This is a genomic window from Marinobacter sp. LV10R510-11A (assembly GCF_900215155.1).
Lineage (GTDB): Bacteria > Pseudomonadota > Gammaproteobacteria > Pseudomonadales > Oleiphilaceae > Marinobacter.
Genome location: NZ_LT907980.1, coordinates 3,651,872 through 3,671,455, shown reverse-complemented (window position 1 = coordinate 3,671,455; position 19,584 = coordinate 3,651,872). Strand labels below are relative to the sequence as shown.

Annotated in this window: 16 protein-coding genes and 1 pseudogene; 12 read left to right on the top strand and 5 right to left on the bottom strand. The window is 55.1% G+C overall.

Annotated elements, in window-relative coordinates:
* Positions 1 to 36: 36 nt before the first annotated feature.
* Entirely contained in the window at positions 37 to 1,089 is a 1,053-nt protein-coding gene (locus tag CPH80_RS17645) for a DUF2333 family protein (protein WP_096279899.1), read from the bottom strand.
* 225 nt (positions 1,090 to 1,314) lie between these two features.
* Between CPH80_RS17645 and CPH80_RS17640 the strand changes: the two genes are divergently transcribed.
* The 12 genes from CPH80_RS17640 (at position 1,315) to CPH80_RS17585 (ending at position 14,940) form a co-directional block, all read left to right on the top strand.
* Complete coding sequence (locus CPH80_RS17640) at positions 1,315 to 2,928, top strand: diguanylate cyclase (protein ID WP_096279897.1); 1,614 nt, start codon at positions 1,315 to 1,317, stop codon at positions 2,926 to 2,928.
* 265 nt (positions 2,929 to 3,193) lie between these two features.
* Positions 3,194 to 3,634: a type II 3-dehydroquinate dehydratase gene (gene aroQ, locus CPH80_RS17635; RefSeq protein WP_096281750.1), complete on the top strand. Its 441-nt coding sequence runs from the start codon at positions 3,194 to 3,196 to the stop codon at positions 3,632 to 3,634.
* Between the two features lie 27 nt (positions 3,635 to 3,661).
* Positions 3,662 to 4,126: an acetyl-CoA carboxylase biotin carboxyl carrier protein gene (gene accB / locus CPH80_RS17630; protein ID WP_096279895.1), complete on the top strand. Its 465-nt coding sequence runs from the start codon at positions 3,662 to 3,664 to the stop codon at positions 4,124 to 4,126.
* An 18-nt stretch (positions 4,127 to 4,144) separates the two neighbouring features.
* A complete protein-coding gene (gene accC, locus CPH80_RS17625; protein WP_096279893.1) occupies positions 4,145 to 5,491 on the top strand; it encodes an acetyl-CoA carboxylase biotin carboxylase subunit in 1,347 nt (448 codons plus the stop codon).
* Between the two features lie 28 nt (positions 5,492 to 5,519).
* On the top strand, positions 5,520 to 6,416 hold the full coding sequence (gene prmA, locus CPH80_RS17620; RefSeq protein WP_096279891.1) for a 50S ribosomal protein L11 methyltransferase: 897 nt from the start codon (positions 5,520 to 5,522) through the stop codon (positions 6,414 to 6,416).
* 62 nt (positions 6,417 to 6,478) lie between these two features.
* The gene (locus CPH80_RS17615; RefSeq protein ID WP_096279889.1) at positions 6,479 to 7,681 is read left to right on the top strand and encodes a DUF3426 domain-containing protein; all 1,203 of its coding nucleotides are present in this window, start codon (positions 6,479 to 6,481) and stop codon (positions 7,679 to 7,681) included.
* A gap of 227 nt (positions 7,682 to 7,908) precedes the next feature.
* Positions 7,909 to 8,904 carry a tRNA dihydrouridine synthase DusB gene (gene dusB, locus CPH80_RS17610; protein ID WP_227520521.1) on the top strand — a complete coding sequence of 332 codons (996 nt, stop codon included), beginning with the start codon at positions 7,909 to 7,911 and terminating at the stop codon, positions 8,902 to 8,904.
* Positions 8,901 to 9,218, top strand: coding sequence for a DNA-binding transcriptional regulator Fis (gene fis / locus CPH80_RS17605; RefSeq protein WP_096279885.1), 318 nt, complete (start codon positions 8,901 to 8,903; stop codon positions 9,216 to 9,218). The genes dusB and fis overlap by 4 nt, the downstream gene beginning before the upstream one ends.
* 85 nt (positions 9,219 to 9,303) lie before the next feature.
* On the top strand, positions 9,304 to 10,884 hold the full coding sequence (purH, locus tag CPH80_RS17600; RefSeq protein WP_096279884.1) for a bifunctional phosphoribosylaminoimidazolecarboxamide formyltransferase/IMP cyclohydrolase: 1,581 nt from the start codon (positions 9,304 to 9,306) through the stop codon (positions 10,882 to 10,884).
* 34 nt (positions 10,885 to 10,918) lie between these two features.
* On the top strand, positions 10,919 to 12,205 hold the full coding sequence (gene purD / locus CPH80_RS17595; protein WP_096279882.1) for a phosphoribosylamine--glycine ligase: 1,287 nt from the start codon (positions 10,919 to 10,921) through the stop codon (positions 12,203 to 12,205).
* 105 nt (positions 12,206 to 12,310) lie between these two features.
* Positions 12,311 to 13,258 carry an alpha/beta fold hydrolase gene (locus CPH80_RS17590; RefSeq protein WP_096279880.1) on the top strand — a complete coding sequence of 316 codons (948 nt, stop codon included), beginning with the start codon at positions 12,311 to 12,313 and terminating at the stop codon, positions 13,256 to 13,258.
* A 101-nt stretch (positions 13,259 to 13,359) separates the two neighbouring features.
* Positions 13,360 to 14,940 carry a cation:proton antiporter family protein gene (locus tag CPH80_RS17585; RefSeq protein WP_096279878.1) on the top strand — a complete coding sequence of 527 codons (1,581 nt, stop codon included), beginning with the start codon at positions 13,360 to 13,362 and terminating at the stop codon, positions 14,938 to 14,940.
* 2 nt (positions 14,941 to 14,942) lie between these two features.
* On the opposite strand, the gene senA is transcribed toward CPH80_RS17585, so the two are convergent.
* The 4 genes and pseudogenes from senA to CPH80_RS23405 form a co-directional block, all read right to left on the bottom strand.
* A complete protein-coding gene (senA, locus tag CPH80_RS17580) occupies positions 14,943 to 16,280 on the bottom strand; it encodes a selenoneine synthase SenA (protein WP_227520237.1) in 1,338 nt (445 codons plus the stop codon).
* 30 nt (positions 16,281 to 16,310) lie between these two features.
* Positions 16,311 to 17,615, bottom strand: a complete 1,305-nt coding sequence (tnpC, locus tag CPH80_RS17575) for an IS66 family transposase (RefSeq protein WP_096279876.1) — start codon at positions 17,613 to 17,615, stop codon at positions 16,311 to 16,313.
* Between the two features lie 277 nt (positions 17,616 to 17,892).
* On the bottom strand, positions 17,893 to 18,465 hold the full coding sequence (locus tag CPH80_RS23410; protein WP_413772273.1) for an SLC13 family permease: 573 nt from the start codon (positions 18,463 to 18,465) through the stop codon (positions 17,893 to 17,895).
* A gap of 426 nt (positions 18,466 to 18,891) precedes the next feature.
* Positions 18,892 to 19,422 (bottom strand): annotated as a pseudogene (locus tag CPH80_RS23405) (SLC13 family permease); the annotation flags it as partial.
* Positions 19,423 to 19,584: the final 162 nt, after the last annotated feature.

Here is a 19,584-nt window from a genome sequence, read left to right as displayed (position 1 = left end):
CTTGCAGCGCGGTTTTTTATGTCTCCAGAAACTCCCTCAGCCCCTAGATAGCAAATCCCGCATATCGCTGATCGCCGCATTGGCACGGGATAGATAGGCCGCCATAGTCAGCGAATGGTTCGCCAGCACACCAAATCCACTACCGTTCAGGATAACCGGGCTCCACATGTCACCCTGGGCTCCTTCAAGCTCAATGATGACCTGCTTGACGCTGGAAATGGCATTCTTGTCCCGAAGCACCTTGCGGAAATCCACCTCAATCGCGCGGAAGATGTGCAGCAATGCCCAGGAGCTGCCCCGGGCTTCGTAGAACACATCGTCAATCTTGGCCCACTCGGTTTTTATATCGCCGCCGCCCGTCTCTTCGGTCAACGGGTTGTCGGAATCAACGTTAGCCACCGCTTCTGATACCGATGCTTTGCCAACACTCTCACCAAGGGTGCGCGAAAGGCTGCCCAGGCGAGTCTCCAGATCACCCAGCCAGTTATTGAGGTTGTCGGCTCTGGCAAAGAACTGGGCGTAGGCCTGCTCTGGGCTGGAAAGGCGATCGAGGTAACGCTTCAGTGCAGTAATGCCCCGGCGGTACTCCGCCTCTGTCGATGGAATGGCCCAGCTTGCGCTGTCAAAGTGGAATTGTGGCTCGGCAATGATCAGATCCGGATCTTCTGCAGACTGGCTCTGGGAGCGGCTGATATCCCTGCGCATAGCGCGAGACAGGTCGCGTAACTGCACCAGCACTCCGTATTCCCAGTTAGGTACGTTATCCAGCCACAGGCCCGGCGGGAAAATATCGTTGGTGATATAACCACCCGGCTTATCCAGAAGGGTTTCGGCTATGCGGATCATCGTTACGGTTGTCGCAAAGCCCGTTATGGGCTCCCTTTGCATATCATTGGCGACCGCCCGGGTATGCTCGCGCACCGAGAAGGACTCCGGCTCACTGCTCCAGTACATCCCCATCACCACTGCCACCAACAGATATACCAGCAGAACAACAACCACAAATTTGCCGATCACGCCTTTGTTGCCGGCATAATCCTGAGTGTTGTCCTTTTTGTCTCTGAAATACTGTCTGATTTTGCCTGGCATATTACGTTAAGCCCCTTGTCTGTTAATTGACTGTGCAAACGGTCTGTATGGATCCTAACCTATGGCGCCTTCTATATACACACCGCAGAATTCACAAACAATTACACAGCGCAACCTACGCCGACAACTCAAAACACTATAGACTCCAAAAACAAATTAAGGTTGGGTAAATCGTCCACGCCGTAAAGGGCGGCCCATAATGAATAAAAGACAGGCCAGAGCACAATGAGCGACGCAAGCCAGAAAGAAAAACTCAGGCAGCACTTTGCCCGCCGCGTAACAACCCAAGCACGGATTGTTCTGGATACTTGGCAGAAAATTCACAGCAGCAGCGATTCGTTCACCGCGCACCGCGAAGAGCTTTTGGCGGCATCCGACAAGCTGGTTCGCTACGCACAAAGATTCGAGATGGAAGCCCATGCTGAGGCAGGCAGCACTATTCTCGAACTTATCCGCGACTGGCCGGCCAACTCCCCCCTAGACGACACCACCGAACGGCAGCTTCAGTCCGCTATTGATGCACTTGCGCGCAGTACTCTGCGCCGAACCGACCAAAGCAACACCGAAGCACCACATCAGTTTAGGCGCACCCCCGTTTATATTGCACTCGCAAACGCAGAGATGGCGAACCGGCTCATCCGCCAGCTTGAGTTTTTCGGGTTCCGCGCCTCAGCTTTCAGCTCTGCAGAAGAGCTTGCCGAAGCCTGCGCTCTGCATAAGCCTGAAACCATCTTGATGGATGTGAATTTCGGGGGCGACCAGCACGCCGGTATCGCGACCATCGAGCACTTGCAGGAAAGGCACGATACGCCTGTTCCGATTATCTTTATGAGCGATGAAGACGGCTCCATCCAGACCCGTCTTCGCGCTTCTCGGTGCGGCGGCGAAGAGTTTTTCTACCCGGCTGTTGATCCAGGGCAGCTTATCGAAAAAATAGAAACCTATACCCACGGAAACACCGTTGAGCCTTACCGGGTACTTGTACTGGATGACTCCCGGGCCCAAGCAAAATTTATGGAAACGGTTCTGAAAAAGGCGGGCATGACCGCACACGTCATCACCGACCCCATGGAAATCATCAACGCACTGGACATGTTTTCCCCCGAAATCATTATTCTCGACATGTATATGCCGGGCTGCACCGGCATGGAGATCGCTCGGGTAATCCGCCAGCAGGATCGATTCCACAGCGTGCCGATCATTTATCTTTCGGCGGAAGATGATGTCACCAAACAACTCCACGCTATGAGCCTAGGTGGCGATGACTTTTTGACCAAACCCATCGACCCTAAGCACCTGATTGCGACACTCCACAACCGGGGCCGGCGTGCGCGCTCCCTGTTGGCGCTAATGATCCGTGACAGCCTCACAGGACTGTATAACCACACCCACACACTGCACCTGCTAGATCAGGAAATCGTTAAGGCCCGGCAAAAAAATCAGCCCCTGTGCTTTGCGATGATTGATATAGACTATTTTAAGAAGGTAAACGATACCTTTGGCCACCCTATTGGCGACCGCGTTCTTCGCAGCCTCTCGATGTTTCTCAAACAGCGCCTGCGCAAAACCGATCACATAGGTCGCTACGGCGGCGAAGAGTTTGCCGTTATTCTTCCCAACACTCGGCCCAGCGATGCACGCAATGTTCTCAACGAAATCCGCGGGCGCTTCTCGGAACTTCAGCAACCCGCGGGCGATAGGGAATTCAACGTTACCTTTAGCTGCGGCGTGGCCTCTTGGGATAACGATTCATCCCAGACTCTGTGTGAGAACGCTGATCGGGCGCTTTACGTCTCGAAGGAGCAAGGCCGCAACTGCGTCACACTTGCCGGCAACTGATCACTAGAGATAACCAACCGGGCAGCCCCCTCAGCTGCCCGTATGAAACCATCGTCGTATAGAAGTCACCCCCACCGTTCACGACAATGATTACTCTCAGCGGAAAGATCTCGTTTCTATTCACTAGGCCTTTTGTTGCGACCCGGTGGCAACAGATAACATTGTCAAAAAGTGTTGATCTGAGAAAAAAAAGCACACATCATGGGTGGAACATGCCGTTATTTTCGGCGATCCTGTTATTAAAGTGATAAAGGCAGACGCAACCATGTCTACAATTCTCGTGCTTCATGGCCCCAACCTGAACATGCTCGGAACTCGCGAGCCAGAGGTTTATGGCCACGAGACGCTGGCAGATATTGATGAACGGTTGCGGGAGAAAGCAGCAGAACACAGCCATCATTTGCTGCATCTGCAGTCGAACGCGGAATATGAACTGATTGATCGGATTCACGAAGCCCGGGCTGAAGGTGTGGATTTCATCATCATTAACCCTGCAGCCTTTACACACACCAGTGTTGCCTTGCGTGACGCCATACTGGCTTCAGAAATTCCGTTTATAGAAGTGCATCTTTCCAATGTGCATGCGCGGGAGGCTTTCCGCCATCACTCGTATTTTTCTGATATCGCCGAGGGCGTTATCTGCGGATTAGGCAGCCAAGGGTACGAACTCGCACTCCAAGCAGCCATACAACGAATTCACCGATAGACCTGACAACACGGGACTGGATTGACTATGGATATTCGCAAAGTTAAAAAACTGATCGAACTGCTCGAGGAGTCTGACGTCGAAGAACTTGAGATTCACGAGGGAGACGACTCTGTGCGCATCTCCCGCCGTCGTGAACAAACTGCCGGCGCCCCATATATCAGCCACTATGCTCCACCGCCTATGCATCAATCCGCCCAGGCACCGGAAACGCCGGGCCCTGTTCAGGAAGACAGCACACAACAGGCCATCCAGAAAGGGCATGCCTTGCGCTCCCCTATGGTCGGAACGTTTTATGAGGCCCCATCGCCCACGGCGGACGTTTTCGTAAAAATTGGCCAATCCGTTAAAGCTGGCGAGGTTGTCTGCATTGTAGAAGCCATGAAGATGATGAACCAGATTGAGGCCGACAAGAGCGGTACGGTCACAGAAATTCTGGCTGAGAACGGTCAGCCCGTGGAGTTTGACCAGCCGCTGTTAATCATTTCCTGAACCCGGTGATAGCTACTCATGGCCATGTTAGAAAAAGTTCTGATCGCAAACCGAGGTGAGATAGCCCTTCGGATTCTGCGTGCATGCAAAGAGCTCGGCATCAAAACCGTAGCCGTTCACTCACAGGTCGACCGCGATCTGATGCACGTGCGTTTGGCTGACGAATCCGTATGTATCGGGCCGAACAGCGCCCTGGAAAGTTACCTCAACATTCCGGCGATTATCAGCGCTGCAGAAGTAACGGATTCCGTTGGCATACACCCGGGTTACGGCTTCCTTGCCGAGAACGCCGATTTTGCCGAACAGGTCGAGAAAAGCGGCTTCCGCTTTATCGGCCCAAGAGCCGAGACCATTCGCCTGATGGGCAACAAAGTTTCTGCTATTAACGCCATGATTCGCGCCGGCGTTCCTACCGTGCCTGGCTCAGATGGCCCGCTTACCGATGACGACGAGAGTACCCTGAAGATAGCCCGCAAAATAGGCTACCCGGTGATGATCAAGGCAGCGTCGGGCGGCGGCGGTCGTGGCATGCAGGTGGTTCATTCCGAAGCCTCACTGCTCAAAAGCGTCCAAATTACCCAGAGCGAAGCCCGGAATGCGTTTGGCGACCCTACCGTTTACCTGGAAAAATTCCTGGAAACCCCGCGCCACGTAGAGATTCAAATACTGGCCGACATGCACGGCAACTGCATCCATCTGGGTGATCGTGATTGCTCCATGCAGCGTCGCAATCAGAAGGTCATCGAGGAAGCGCCTGCACCGAATATCGACCCAGAAGCCCGCGAGCGTACTCTCAAAGCCTGTGTGGATGCCTGTAAGGAAATTGGCTACGTGGGTGCCGGCACTTTTGAGTTCCTGTATCAAGACGGCGAGTTCTTTTTCATTGAGATGAACACGCGCGTGCAGGTAGAGCACCCGGTTTCTGAGATGGTTACCGGTGTGGATATCGTGCGCGAGCAGCTGCGCATTGCCAGTGGGCTTCCGCTGCAATACACACAAGACGAAATCCATATTACGGGCCATGCAATGGAGTGCCGCATTAACGCGGAAGACCCGGCTACCTTTGTGCCCAGCCCCGGTAAAGTGACGCACTTTCACGCGCCAGGCGGCAACGGTGTGCGGGTAGACTCACACCTGTACAGTGGCTATACGGTACCTCCGTTTTATGACTCCTTGATTGCAAAACTGATCACTTGGGGCGACGATCGCCAGGTTGCCCGCCGACGCATGAAAATCGCTTTGGACGAGCTGCTGATTGAAGGAATTAAAACCAATCAACCTCTGCACCGTAAACTGGTGCGCGACGGCGGCTTTAAAACGGTAGACTTCACCATTCATTACCTTGAGAAGCTGATGCGGGACTAACATTCTGCATCGCAATGCAGGAAAATCTATGCCCTGGATACAACTTCAGATCCCAGCTGATCCCGATACCGCGGATCAGCTTGAGGATCTGCTTATGGAGATGGGCGCAGAAGCTGTCTCCATGGAAGATGCTGCAGACCAGCCGCTCTATGAGCCCGACCCTGGCACCACACCCTTGTGGAGCCAGACTACCGTTACCGGGCTGTTTCAGTCAGACCGGGATATTGATCAATTGTGTAGCGATGTGCGCAACGCCTGGCACCAGCAAACTCAGCAATCCCTCACAGACATAGACGTAACTCTGGTTGAAGACAAAGACTGGGAGCGGGCCTGGATGGATGATTTTCATCCGCTGCAGTTCGGCGAGCGCCTGTGGATAGTGCCCAGCTGGGCTGACGCACCCGATCCGGATGCGGCGAACTTGATGCTCGACCCAGGCTTGGCATTTGGAACCGGCACCCACGCCACCACCGCTTTGTGTCTGGAATGGCTAGACGGAAAGGATGTTACTGGCAAGCAAGTTACCGACTACGGTTGCGGCTCCGGAATCCTCGGCCTGGCGGCTCTGTTACTGGGTGCATATCATGTGGTTGGCGTAGACACCGACCCCCAGGCATTGGAAGCCAGCCGCGAAAATGCCCGCCGTAATGGCGTAGATCCGGCTAGGCTCGATCTCTACCTGCCCAAAGACGAACCCGACACCAAAACGGATGTGATGCTGGCGAACATTCTCGCACAGCCACTGATTGGTTTAGCACCGCACCTAGCAGCACTGACAAAGCTAGGAGGCGACCTTGTGCTTTCAGGTATTTTGTCTAACCAAGCTCGCGAGGTGATGGTCGCCTATGAACCTTGGTTTATTATGGACGAGCCGGAACAACGTGAAGAATGGATACGCCTCACAGGCCGGCGCAACGACAGATGACGAAGACTGTTTTAACAACTAAACTGCGGGACTCGTAGTTCAGTCGCTTTCAGGAACGAAGCATGACCCAGAGTAGTCTGCAGACTCAGTGCCCCAAATGTCATACCCGCTTCCGGGTTACCGGTGAGCAGCTTGGCATTGCCAAGGGCAAAGTACGCTGCGGTCACTGCAGGGATGTCTTCAACGCGGTCGAACACCAAGTAACAACGGGTGCCGGCGACGCGCTGAAAACACCCGCCCACACGGCCAGCAAAACGCCACCGCAGAGCGCGCTCCCCGAGAGCCCCGCTACCAGCAGCTTTACCAGCGACACCACGGAAGACGAATTCCTTTTTGCGGATAACCCCGAAGAAGACGCTGAAGAAGACCGTTATGCTGGCACAAAACTGACGTTCTCGGACAACGAGTTGAGCGACAGTTTTCGGAGCTTCGATGACAGAGATCACTCCACACGGGACGAGATCGATGAAGATGCCGAAGTTGTCGATGAGAGCTGGGCCGAAGCGATTCTCTGGGAGGATAATTCCGCCGCGAAAACCGCGCCAGAGGCCGAGCCAGAACCCCCACAAGAACCTGAACCTGAACCCGAAAACTCCACCGCGGACATAGCCGAAGATAGCTCCTTGGAGCACCCAAAAGAAGACACGTCGGACTTTTACGTTGACCCACAACCCGACCCGGCGCTTGAGTCTTTTGCCAGCGAACAGGAATCCTTCTCAACGAGCGCACCGTTTGGAGATCTTAGGCACGACCCGGTATCCGTGGGCGGCAACAACAAAAGCTGGTTACGCACAATTGTCTGGTCGGTCATTGTGTTGGGGTTACTAGGTGTTCTAGTTGCGCAAGTAACCTGGTTCCAGTTCGATCGGCTGTCAGCGATTCCAGAACTACGTCCGTTTTACGAAAAAGGCTGCGAACTGGCAGGCTGCAAATTAAAACCTCTGATTAACGTTGACGCCATCCAGAGCCGTAAGCTCGTGGTTCGTACCAACCCAGAAAACCGCAGCCAGTTGGTCGTAGATGCAGTCATTATTAATCGGGCAGATTTTCAGCAACCCTTCCCAGCCATTGCGCTGACCTTCTCAAATCTAAATGGGGACATAGTTGCTCAGAGCGTTTTCACGCCGTCGGATTACCTTGCCGGCGAGGCCGATAAGCTCGACATCATGCCTGTGGAAACACCGGTTCGCATTGCCATAAGCATCCGCGACCCGGGCCGTGACGCCGTTAATTACAACATCATCTTCCGACCCTACATGCCGTAAAACTGTCTGCCGGCGACCACCCGGCACACAGGCCAACCCCCACTTCGTAGAACAAAAGTCAACCAAAAAGAGCGAAAAATAATCAGTTTTTTCGCCCCTCTGCCCCTTCAATCACAGTGCCCCCGGCGGTATCATTAGCGCCCTTCGGAACCGGCATCGGTTATTTATTAAACAACCGCTCCGCTCCGACCTTTGCTTAATCTGCTGTGATACGGGTTCAAACCATGCTGCCAACGGCAAAAATCGGGCCGTACACCCTGCCCAATCCGCTGATTGTTGCACCCATGGCAGGTGTAACAGACCGCCCTTTTCGGCTGCTCTGCCGCAAAATGGGTGCGGGCCTGGCAGTCTCGGAAATGGTGATAGCAGACAGCAAGCTCTGGCATACGCGCAAATCCAGAACCCGTATGGACCATGCCGGGGAGCCAGAACCAAGATCCGTACAGATCGCCGGCGGTGACCCGGAAATGCTGGCCAACGCGGCCCGGCTCAACGCCGAATCTGGTGCCCAGATTATCGACATCAACATGGGTTGTCCGGCGAAAAAAGTGTGCAACAAAGCGGCTGGTTCAGCGCTGATGAAAGATGAAAACCTAGTTTGGGACATACTGAAAGCCGTGGTTAGTGCCGTTGATATCCCCGTTACGCTGAAAATGCGCACCGGCTGGGATCAGGACAATCGCAACGCACTGGCCATTGCGCGTATGGCCGAAGACAGCGGCATTCAGGCACTGGCGATCCATGGCCGCACCCGCGCTGACAAGTACAATGGCGATGCAGAGTACGACACCATTGCACAAGTCAAAGCCAGCGTTGGCATCCCGGTTTTCGCCAATGGCGACATCACATCGCCGGAGAAGGCCCGCAGGATCCTGGAGTATACCGGCGCAGATGGTCTGCTCATTGGCCGTGCAGCACAGGGCAGCCCCTGGATTTTTCGGGAAATTCTGCATTTTCTTGAAACCGGCGAGCACCTGCCGGCGCCGCCACTGAACGAAGTAGAACAGATTTTAAGCGAACACTTAGCCGCCCTGCACAGCTTTTACGGAGAGCCCATGGGCGTGCGTATTGCCAGAAAACATGTGGGCTGGTATTTGCAATCCCACGACCCCGGCAAACAGTTCCGTAATCGCTTCAATGCGCTCAATGATGCGCTGGAGCAGAAAGACAGTATCCAACAGTATTTTTCAGGCTTACGAAATGGAGAGGTATTCGCAGCATGACCGCTGAAACTTTGGCAAACAACACGTTGAACGCCCCGGCCAACGATGATATTCACCAGCTACAAACGGTGAACAGCAGCGGCACCACCGTTACCCTGCGCGATAACGTTGAGGTTGCCCTGAAAAACTACATCGCTCAGCTTGATGGCGCACCCGTTACTGAGGTGTACCAACTGGTGCTCTCTGAAGTGGAAGCACCGCTGCTTGAGCAGGTAATGAAGTACACCCGCAACAACCAGACCAAAGCATCCACCATGCTCGGCCTGAACCGCGGAACCCTGCGCAAGAAGCTGAAGCAGTACGGCCTGCTATAATCGAGACACCCTGACTTGAAGAGGGCCTCCCGGATACCCTTCGCGAGGCCCTTGTTCGTTCACCCCAAGTGAAGAATGTGACCCCATGGCAAACCAGGCTAATACCCCCGTCCGTCGCGCACTGATCAGTGTTAGTGATAAATCCGGCATCGTCGAGTTTGGGCGCGCCCTTACCGACCGCGGTATCGAACTGCTCTCCACCGGAGGCACCTTTCGCCTTCTGACGGAAAACAGCGTTCCTGTTACCGAAGTCTCTGAATACACCGGGTTTCCGGAAATGATGGACGGCCGGGTAAAAACCCTGCATCCAAAAATCCATGGCGGCATTTTGGGCCGCCGGGGCACAGACGATGCCATTATGGGTGAACACGGCATTGATCCGATTGATATGGTTGTGGTGAACCTTTATCCCTTTGAATCGACAGTAGCCAACCCCGACTGCAACCTTGCCACTGCCATCGAGAACATCGATATTGGCGGCCCCACCATGGTTCGCGCCGCGGCCAAGAACCACAACGACGTGGCCATTGTGGTAAACGCCTCGGATTACAGCCGGGTTCTGAAAGAGTTGGATGACAACGATAGCCAGCTGACCCACAGCACTCGCTTCGATTTGGCAGTAAAGGCTTTCGAGCATACTGCAGGCTACGACGGTGCCATTGCCAACTACTTGGGCGGCCGCACAGCGGATAACAACAACGCCGATTTCCCCCGCACCTTCAACAGCCAGTACGTCAAGGTGCAGGACATGCGTTACGGCGAGAACCCGCATCAGCGTGCGGCGTTTTACGCAGAGCGCAATCCGAAAGAAGCCTGTGTTGCCACGGCAAAACAGCTTCAGGGCAAAGAGCTATCCTACAACAACGTGGCAGATACCGACGCGGCTCTGGAATGCGTGAAGCCGTTTGCAGATCCGGCCTGCGTTATCGTCAAACACGCGAACCCCTGCGGCGTAGCGATCGGTGCCGATATCCTCCAAGCCTACGAGCTGGCTTTCGCAACCGACCCCACCTCTTCGTTCGGCGGCATTATTGCCTTCAACCGCGAGCTGGACGCAGCAACGGCCAAGGCCATTATTGAGCGCCAGTTTGTGGAAGTGATTATTGCGCCCACCATCGCCCCAGAAGCGGTCGAACTGGTCAGTGCTAAAAAGAACGTGCGCCTGCTGGCCTGCGGCGACTTGGTTGGTGAGCGCGCCCAGACCATGGACTACAAGCGCGTAACTGGCGGCCTTCTGGTTCAGGATCGCGATTTGGGCATGGTGGCTATGGCCGACGTAAAAGTCGTGACTACTCGCCAGCCAACCGAACATGAGCTGAACGATTTGCTATTTGCCTGGGAAGTGGCGAAATACGTTAAATCCAACGCCATTGTTTACGCCAGATCAGGCCGCACAATCGGTGTCGGTGCAGGCCAGATGAGCCGCGTTTACAGCGCCCGAATCGCCGGCATCAAAGCCGCCGACGAAGGCCTGGAAGTAAAAGGTTCTGTGATGGCCTCTGATGCCTTCTTCCCATTCCGGGATGGCATTGATGCTGCGGCTGAAGCGGGCATTACCGCGGTTATCCAGCCAGGTGGTTCCATGCGCGATCAGGAAGTTATCGATGCCGCCAACGAACACGGCATAGCCATGGTGTTTACCGGCATGCGCCATTTCCGGCACTGATAGAACTCTTTATAAAAGTACAGGGCAACAAGATATGAATATTCTGGTAATCGGCAACGGCGGACGTGAACACGCACTGGCCTGGAAAGCGGCCCAGTCTCCGGGTGCCGATACGGTTTATGTGGCACCTGGCAACGCGGGTACCGCCCGCGAGCCAGGTGTAGAAAACGTCGATATAGACGTGTTGGACCTTGAAGGCCTGGCTACCTTTGCCGCCAATAACAAGGTTGGCCTTACCATCGTAGGCCCAGAAGCGCCTTTAGTAGCTGGCATTGTGGATCTCTTTGAAGAGCGTGGCCTGCGCGTCTTCGGCCCAAGCGCCGGCGCAGCGCAACTGGAAGGCTCCAAAGCATTCACCAAGGATTTCTTGGCCCGCCAGAAAATCCCCTCTGCGGACTACGGCAACTTCACAGACTTAGACGAAGCCTTGGCTTATGTCCGCAAACAGGGCGCGCCGATTGTCGTCAAGGCAGACGGCCTTGCCGCTGGCAAAGGCGTCATTGTTGCCATGACCCTTGAGGAAGCAGAAAACGCCATTCGCGACATGCTGGCAGGTAACGCTTTTGGCGACGCCGGCAACCGCGTGGTTGTTGAAGAATTCCTCGACGGCGAAGAAGCCAGCTTTATTGTGATGGTAGATGGCGACCATGTTCTGCCTATGGCCACCTCTCAGGATCATAAGCGCGTTGGCGACGGTGATACCGGCCCCAACACCGGCGGCATGGGAGCCTACTCTCCTGCCCCTGTGGTGACTGCTGAAGTGCATCAACGCATCATGGATGAGATCATCTACCCGACCGTTCGCGGTATGGCAGCAGAAGGTCTGCCATACAAAGGCTTCCTTTACGCTGGCTTGATGATTGACCCCTCTGGTGCTTCCAAGGTCATCGAATTTAACTGCCGCTTTGGCGATCCGGAAACTCAGCCCATTCTGATGCGAATGAAATCAGACATTGTTGAGCTCTGTCAGGCTGCCATTGACGGCAAGCTGGATCAGTGCAGCTCTGACTGGGACGAACGCGCCGCCGTTGGCATTGTGCTGGCCGCAGATGGTTATCCCGGCAGCTACAAAAAAGGCGATGTCATTTCTGGCCTACCGGAAACAGACACAGCGGGCGAGAAGGCATTCCACGCAGGTACCACACTTGCCGACGGCCAGGTGGTTACCAGTGGCGGGCGTGTACTTTGCGCAACCGCGCTGGGCAACACCGTAACCGAAGCCCAGCAGCGGGCTTACACACTTGCGAAAAAACTAAGCTGGGATGGCGCATTTTACCGCAACGACATCGCTTACCGCGCCATTGCCCGGGAAAGATCGTAACGACGCACTCAAGCTAAAGCCCGGCCAATGACCGGGCTTTTTTATAGAGTAATGTGATTGCGCTTGCCCAGCGGGCGCATTACACAAACAGCTAGGAACCCCCAAATGCTACAACGATCTCCTTTTACTGCCGTTTTTCTATTTTTGTCTGTTCTGCTTTTAAGCGCATGCTCCCGCTATGGCATATACGAAACCGCCATTGGTTTTGAACGCTCCGCCGCCGGTCTCGAAGCAGCCAACATTACCGTGGGCGAACTAAACATTGCTTACCTGCGCAACTCAAAAGCCAACAACGGAGACACCATCGTTCTGGTTCATGGGTTTGGTGCCAACAAGGATAACTGGACCCGCATCGCCCGGGAGCTCACTGATGATTTCAATGTTTATGCTATAGACCTGCCGGGCCACGGCGACAGCAGCAAGCCGTTGGATCTGGGATACCGGCTGAAGGATCAAGTCGGCCATCTTGCCCGCATTCTTGAGGCTCTGAACATTACCGAGATGCACATGATGGGCAACTCTATGGGCGGCGCAATTACTGCTCTCTATGCCGCCACTTATCCGGAACAGATCAAAACCGCTGTACTGTTCGACCCGGCTGGCATCCTCCAGTATGAGAGCGAACTGGTCGATCTGGTGGTCGCTGGAGACAATCCGCTTATTCCCTCGAAACCCGGCGATTTCGAGCGCCTGATGGATTTTGCCCTTGAGAAAAAGCCTTTTGTTCCCTGGCCGATTCTGGGCGTTATGGAAGAGCAGGCCCTGGCTAACCAGGAAGTGAATGAAGTCATCTTTGCCGCTATCAGGGACGCTGGCTTCGAGTCAGATTTCCACAACGCCATTAAACGCATAGAGGATCCGGTACTGGTAGTCTGGGGCAAGGAAGACCGCGTGATTGACTATCGTAATGGCGAAGTCTTTGTGGACGCCATCCCCGGTGCACGACTGGAGGTATTGGACGGGATTGGCCACGCACCGATGATCGAGGCACCGGAAGAGTCGGCCCGTCTGTTTCTGGAGTTTGCCAAACCCCGTATCTCAAAAGCAGAGTAAGGAGTGCTGGCGCGAGGTTCTGTGGTTATCGGCTTCAACGGTCGGGAAAAACAAGGTAGCCTTATAAGGAAGTTGATCCGTTTCCTCTGAAAGAACTTCTCATGCCTGAAGCTATCTGGATTTCTTTTGCATTCGGCCTTGGTCTCCTGATCAAAGCCGTCGGTCTGCCGCCGCTCGTTGGCTACCTGGCGGCGGGTTTTGTGCTCAGCGGCCTTGCCGCCAGCCCCTCTATCGGCATTTCAGCAGAACCCACATCGGTACTGGCTCATATTGCCCACCTAGGCGTGCTGCTCATGCTGTTCACGGTGGGCCTCAAGCTAAAGCTCAAGTCGGTTATCAGCCCGGAAGTGATCGGCGGCAGCCTGCTGCACTTTGCTATCACCTGTTTTGTATTTACCCCCGGCCTTTATTTGCTGCTGGACATAAGCTGGTATGTGGCCTTCATGCTGGCCGTTGCGCTGTCTTTCTCGTCTACCGTATTAGCTGCAAAGGTGCTGGAAAACAAACGCGAACTCAGAGCGTTCCACGGCCGAGTGTCCATCGGCATCCTGATTATGCAGGACTTGATTGCGCTGCTGGTGATGAGCTTGGCTGCGGGTCAGACACCTTCAGAGTGGGCCTTGATTGTCTTTGGCCTGCCACTGTTGCGACCGTTACTATTCAAACTGTTAGATGTCAGCGGGCATGACGAACTGCTGGTTCTTCTGGGCCTACTGTTAGCTTTGGTGCTTGGCGGCATGGGCTTTGAAACCGTTGGGCTTAGCTCAGAACTGGGCGCTCTGGTTTTCGGCGCCATTCTTGCCAATCACCCCCGCAGTCAGGAACTGGCAAAATCTCTATGGAGTGTGAAGGAAATCTTTCTGGTCGGCTTCTTTTTACAAATCGGTATAGGGGGCCTGCCGGATACCAACGCTATTATCTTTGCCGTCGTCGCGGCCCTGATTCTGCCGCTCAAGGGTATTCTGTTTTTCTTCCTGATGCTGTTGTTCCGCCTGCGCGCCCGCAGCAGCTTCCTAACGTCGCTGGCCCTCACCAACTACAGTGAGTTCGGGCTGATTGTTGCCAGCATAGCGCTACCAGAGTGGCTGGTGCCTCTGGCGATAACAGTCGCGCTGTCCTTTCTGATCTCGGCTCCGTTGAACCGACTCGCCCACCCTCTCTATGAGCGTCTGAGCCATCGCCTTGTGCGCTTCGAAAGCCGCCAGCGACATCCCGACGAGCTGCCTATTTCTCTAGGTGACACACGCGTTTTGGTCATGGGAATGGGGCGAACCGGCACGGCTGCTTATGACTGGCTGAAAACCACCGAAGCAAGGTTGATGGCACTGGATTCTGACCTTGCTAAAGTGGCGCGGCACCAGGCCCAAGGACGGAACGTTGTTTATGCAGATGCCGAAGACAACACGTTCTGGGAAGCCCTCCACATGCCCTCTGTGGAGGGCGTTGTGCTTGCGATGAGTGATATAGAGGCCAAGCTGATCGCAGCCCGAATGCTGCGGAAACTGGGTTTTAAGGGCTACATTGTGGCCCACACCATGTACGCCGACGAAGCAGAAAGCATTCGCAAAGCCGGCGCTGACGACGCCTATCTGACCATGAGCGAAACTGGCGTAGCCCTGGCCAGTCACCTTTTGGATAAGATCCCGGTCGCACCGGCGCTGGCCTCAGACAAGGCAGTCTGAACTCAGCCTTCGGGTAAAGCACATGTCCGGAAGCCGGTGTAAACGTCGTTTCTCTGGGGCAAGTACGCCTGGCGGTATGTACCACGAATCAGGCTGAACGACGTGGCACAACCGCCCCCTCGGCTAACCTTGTGATCTCCGAACTGGAGCGTAGACATGAACGGATACATGTCTATGCAGAAGCCGTCATAAGGGAAAAACTGGCTACTAGTCCATTCCCACACCGAGCCAATCATTTGCCGGCAGCCAAAAGGGCTGTCTCCCGCCGGGTAATCAGACACCGGGTTCTGCGCCATACCGGTTGCATTCATATCAGCCTGCACTGCGTCGGGTAATTCGTTCCCCCACGGATACCTCTGGAACGTTTCGCCCTTCCGGTTACCCAGTGCCGCCACCTCCCATTCCTGCTCTGTGGGCAAGCGTCGACCCGCCCAGCAGCAATAGGCTTCTGCTTCCCAGTAGCTAACGTGGGTTACCGGCGCATCGGGGCTCAATGATTGCCATTGATCAAATAGCTTTTCCTGCCACTGATTATCTTGCCAGCGCCAGTACACTGGGTGTTGGGGTGCCATATTGATGTCCGTTCTCAGCCATTTCTGGCCGCCAAACGACCACAGCTCCGGCTTTTGATAACCGCCGTCTTCTACGAAGGCCATAAACTCGTGGTTACTAACCAGGCACCGGGAAATCGCAAACTCATCCAAGCTCACGGCGTGCCGAGGCTTTTCGGCATCGAACGCAAAGTCTTCAGTCGCATACTGCTCCGAGTCGCCCGGCATGCCAATCAGCCAGTCACCGGCGGGAACAATGGCATCATCGCCTAGCGAACTGCCCCGCAACTCACTAGGCGCCGGACGCTCAAAACTTGCCCCAGGCGGCGGCGCGAAACCCACGGTTTGACGGCACCACACCAATGATTCTATGTGCATGTTCTGGTGATAGATGGCGTAGCGGCACAGGTAAAGCTCGCGATCAGTCAGTGGCGTGCGCTCGATGCGCCCTGCCATTTTGGCGTAAACGTGATCAAAATAGGCCAGCGTCTTTTTAAGGCCTGGAAACAAATCCCGACGCCAGCGATCCTGGTGATCAATATGGAACGAATCCCACAGATCATCCATGGAAGGATCAAAGCTGGCATCGCCATCCAGAAGGCTGAACACAAACACTTCATAGAAAAAAGCGGCATGCCCCATTTCCCAAAGCGGCGGATTCACTCCCGGGTGATAGGGAACATCCAGCTGCTGTTCGTCCAGCGAGGTAATGAGCTCCCGGGTTCGCTTACGCGTCAGCGCAAGCTCTGCCAGCAACTCAGCCTTCTGCATGTGCTTTGCTTCCATCATGGTTCCTTAAGCTTAATACATTGTAACTATTCAGCTGGTTTGATTTAAAACGGTCGTATCATTACCCGCACCCACCGCCATGAACGGCGGCACACTCCCCTCGAACAGATGCATCAGGGCGTTCGAGGCAGACACGTTCTGCTTACGCGCCGTCGACAGATAACTGCGCACGCGACAGAAGATCTCGGCTCCTTCAAAGGATCGAAAACAACCCGATATTTTCTGCTGCACTTTGAACATACGGATGTCTCGCTCACCTTGGTTGTTGGTAAACGGTACCTCTGGATTGTCGAGGAAGCGTAGCACATCCGATTCGTAGTCGATCAACCGCTCCAGCAGGTTGCGTGCCCGCGTGCGTTTGAGCCGCCCGCGTTTGCCCGGGCGTTGGCTTTCATCCGGTGGCGGGCACTCTTTTTGCGCGTTTGCCAGGCAGCGTCGGTACACCTTGCGCCACCGCTGCGCTTTGTCCGGTGGCAGGCAGCCGCCGGCGTCGTCGACGCTGTCGGTCATGATGTTCAGTAGAGTTTGCATCCGTTGCGCCCACACCTGTTTATCCTGCTCCCAGGCGCGCTGAAGTTCTCGCAGGTGGTGCGCATTGCACAGAGAGTGCAAGCATGAATAACGGTAATACGGCTTCCAGTGATCGTGACAGAGCACACCGTTGAAGCGCGGCAGGATGCCGATCGCATTCATCGCCTGCTGACCTCGTTGTGCATGGGGCGCAAGCCAGGTTAGTCGGTCATTCGATGCGCCGTGCAGCCAGTGACGTTGACCACCGATGTTCACGCCTGTTTCATCGGCGTGAACCACCGACGCCTCGGCCAGGCGATCCTTGACCCACGGCTCAAATTCAGCGGCCTTATTGAAAGCGTCCTGATTGAAGTTGAACAGTGAGCCGACACTCAGCGGGATGCCGACCTGGTCTTCGAAGTACTCGCGGATGCGATCATAGGGCAGGAGCTGGTATTGCGACAGATAGACCGCGTGGGCCTTTAGCTGCGGGCCGTACTGAACCGAGCGTTCTACACCGACCGGAAAAGGCGCCACAAAACGTTGCCCCTGGGCATTTTCCAGGATCTCGGCCTGGTACTCGGTAACGTAACCGCCTGGCTTACGCTCGCTCTTCGTTCGGTTCTGTCTGGGGCGGTTCGGATCCTGAGACGGCGGCTTACTGCTGTTTGCACTGTGGGTGTTAATCCGCCCACTCAATATCTGGACCAGCACAATCAGCAACTCGATGGCCGTCCGCATGGAAGGCGCGACGGTTGTGTCTGCTTGGAGTTGTTGTCTGACGTCCGCCAGCGCAGCGTCGACATCAATGTTAGTGATCTTCATGGATCTGAGTACCGTCAAATGATGCATTATTATCGCACGACTTTTTCAGGTCGAATTTTTCGTCCTGAGCGCGGATTTGACGGGGTTTTTCAAATCGACGTCGCCCCGGGGATGGACAACAAAACGAAAGGGCCGTGAAGGGCTCTTGGAGGCTTTGCGCGCCGCTTTATGGGTTTGCGTTGAGTGTGGCCTAAATTCATAAAATTGGGGCCAAAACCCTGTCAAGAACTTTTTTTAGAAAATTTGAGCTGAATAGTTACAATACATTTTCATACTATCAGGTCCAAACCAGCATGATGACCGGCACTGCGACAACCGTGACCACCAGAGTGAGGGGCAAGCCCAAGCGCCAATAATCACCAAATTCGTAGCCCTTAGGCTCCATAACCAGCGCGTTCGATTGGTGCCCTATCGGCGTCATGAAGGCGCAAGACGCGCCAACGGCCACAGCCATCAGCACCGCATCAGAGGGCATCTGAAGTTCACTGGCCAGGCTTAGGGCAATAGGTGCAACCACAATAGCCGCCGCTGCGTTATTTACTACGTTAGATAACAGTGTTGTGCTCACTAGTATCATCACCAGCACCGAGGCAACCGAAAGATTCTCACCCAATACCAGCATCTGTGCGGCAATCAGGCCCGCACCACCGGTGGTTTCCATAGCCTGGCCGACCGGAATCATCGCCGCCAGCAATACGATCACTGACCAGTCGATCGACTTGTAGGCTTCTGCTGCAGTCATGAGTTTCACCAGTACCATGGCAACCGCCCCGGCCACCAGAGCGACGGGCGCCGCAAGCAAGCCGGTAACAATGGCGGCAATACTGGCCAGAAAGATGCCGGAGGCCATGGCAGTGTTGCGGGTAGAACCCAGCCTGAGGCCGCGCTCCGCCAACGGCAGGTAACCCAGTCGCGCGACGGCAACAATATTGAGTTGGTAGCGCTCCCGTAACTGCAGCCGATTCGCGGTCTGCCCAACCAGCGACGACTCGGGCGCTATAACGGCCTCGACCAAGTGAAGTTCGCCCTTCGCGATCCGGACTGAAGCAGTTTTGTCGTCTTCCGCACTGTCCTCGTCACTCATTTCATCCGCGATGCTGTCGTTATTCTTCTCACTGCCGCTTTCTTCTTCCTGATCGTCGAGAGCCTGGTGGGCAAGCTCAAGCCCAGTGGTATCAAGGAACGTCTGCAAGCTAGTGGTGTCTGCCTCTACCAGCAACACATCTCCTTCACGCAGTACTTTGTAGGTGGAGGGCACGGCTTGGCGTTCCTCACCTCGAATCAACGCGAGAACCACGATATCCGGCTCGTCCCCGGCCCCAGTGAGCAGGCTATGCAACGTGGAGCCTGCGTGCGGGGAATCCGCAGGGATGCGCAGCTCAGTCACATACTCACCAACGCTGAACAGCTTGCTGTTAGTCGGGTTTTCTTCCCGCCGAGGCGTAAAACGCCAACCAACGAGGGTGATGAAGGCAATCCCAGCCAACGTAATCGCCACGCCTACAGGGGCAAAATCAAACAGCCCGAAGCTGTCGCCCTAACGGTAGGAGGCAATGATAATATTGGGCGGCGTGCCAATCAGTGTCATGGTGCCGCCAAGTAGCGACCCAAAGGCCAGAGGCATCAGCAGCAACGAAGGCGAACGCCCCGCTTCCCGTGACATCCAGATGGCGACCGGCATCAGCAGCGCAAGCGCACCCACGTTATTGATAAAACCAGAGCAAAGAGCCACCACGCTGGTCAACGTCAGCACCTGAAGCGTCGGGCGATGGCCGATCTTACCCAGCAGGCGGTTCCATACAAACATGGCAAGGGTTATGCCAAGCACCGCGAATACAATGCCTTGATCGATACTCAAAAGCGGTCTCCTGTTCCAGGACGGGTAACAGAATATAGCAAAGCGCAAAACAAAAACCCCGCAAACTGTTTCCAGCTGCGGGGTTTTCTTGCTCCCGGAACACGTCCGGGG

Excerpts from the sequence above, each read along its gene's own strand:
- CPH80_RS17645 (WP_096279899.1), bottom strand. The coding sequence starts at position 1,089 with ATGCCAGGCAAAATCAGACAGTATTTCAGAGACAAAAAGGACAACACT.
- CPH80_RS17640 (WP_096279897.1), top strand. The coding sequence starts at position 1,315 with ATGAGCGACGCAAGCCAGAAAGAAAAACTCAGGCAGCACTTTGCCCGC.
- aroQ (WP_096281750.1), top strand. The coding sequence starts at position 3,194 with ATGTCTACAATTCTCGTGCTTCATGGCCCCAACCTGAACATGCTCGGA.
- accB (WP_096279895.1), top strand. The coding sequence starts at position 3,662 with ATGGATATTCGCAAAGTTAAAAAACTGATCGAACTGCTCGAGGAGTCT.
- accC (WP_096279893.1), top strand. The coding sequence starts at position 4,145 with ATGGCCATGTTAGAAAAAGTTCTGATCGCAAACCGAGGTGAGATAGCC.
- prmA (WP_096279891.1), top strand. The coding sequence starts at position 5,520 with ATGCCCTGGATACAACTTCAGATCCCAGCTGATCCCGATACCGCGGAT.
- CPH80_RS17615 (WP_096279889.1), top strand. The coding sequence starts at position 6,479 with ATGACCCAGAGTAGTCTGCAGACTCAGTGCCCCAAATGTCATACCCGC.
- fis (WP_096279885.1), top strand. The coding sequence starts at position 8,901 with ATGACCGCTGAAACTTTGGCAAACAACACGTTGAACGCCCCGGCCAAC.
- purH (WP_096279884.1), top strand. The coding sequence starts at position 9,304 with ATGGCAAACCAGGCTAATACCCCCGTCCGTCGCGCACTGATCAGTGTT.
- purD (WP_096279882.1), top strand. The coding sequence starts at position 10,919 with ATGAATATTCTGGTAATCGGCAACGGCGGACGTGAACACGCACTGGCC.
- CPH80_RS17590 (WP_096279880.1), top strand. The coding sequence starts at position 12,311 with ATGCTACAACGATCTCCTTTTACTGCCGTTTTTCTATTTTTGTCTGTT.
- CPH80_RS17585 (WP_096279878.1), top strand. The coding sequence starts at position 13,360 with ATGCCTGAAGCTATCTGGATTTCTTTTGCATTCGGCCTTGGTCTCCTG.
- senA (WP_227520237.1), bottom strand. The coding sequence starts at position 16,280 with ATGATGGAAGCAAAGCACATGCAGAAGGCTGAGTTGCTGGCAGAGCTT.
- tnpC (WP_096279876.1), bottom strand. The coding sequence starts at position 17,615 with ATGAAGATCACTAACATTGATGTCGACGCTGCGCTGGCGGACGTCAGA.
- CPH80_RS23410 (WP_413772273.1), bottom strand. The coding sequence starts at position 18,465 with ATGGCCTCCGGCATCTTTCTGGCCAGTATTGCCGCCATTGTTACCGGC.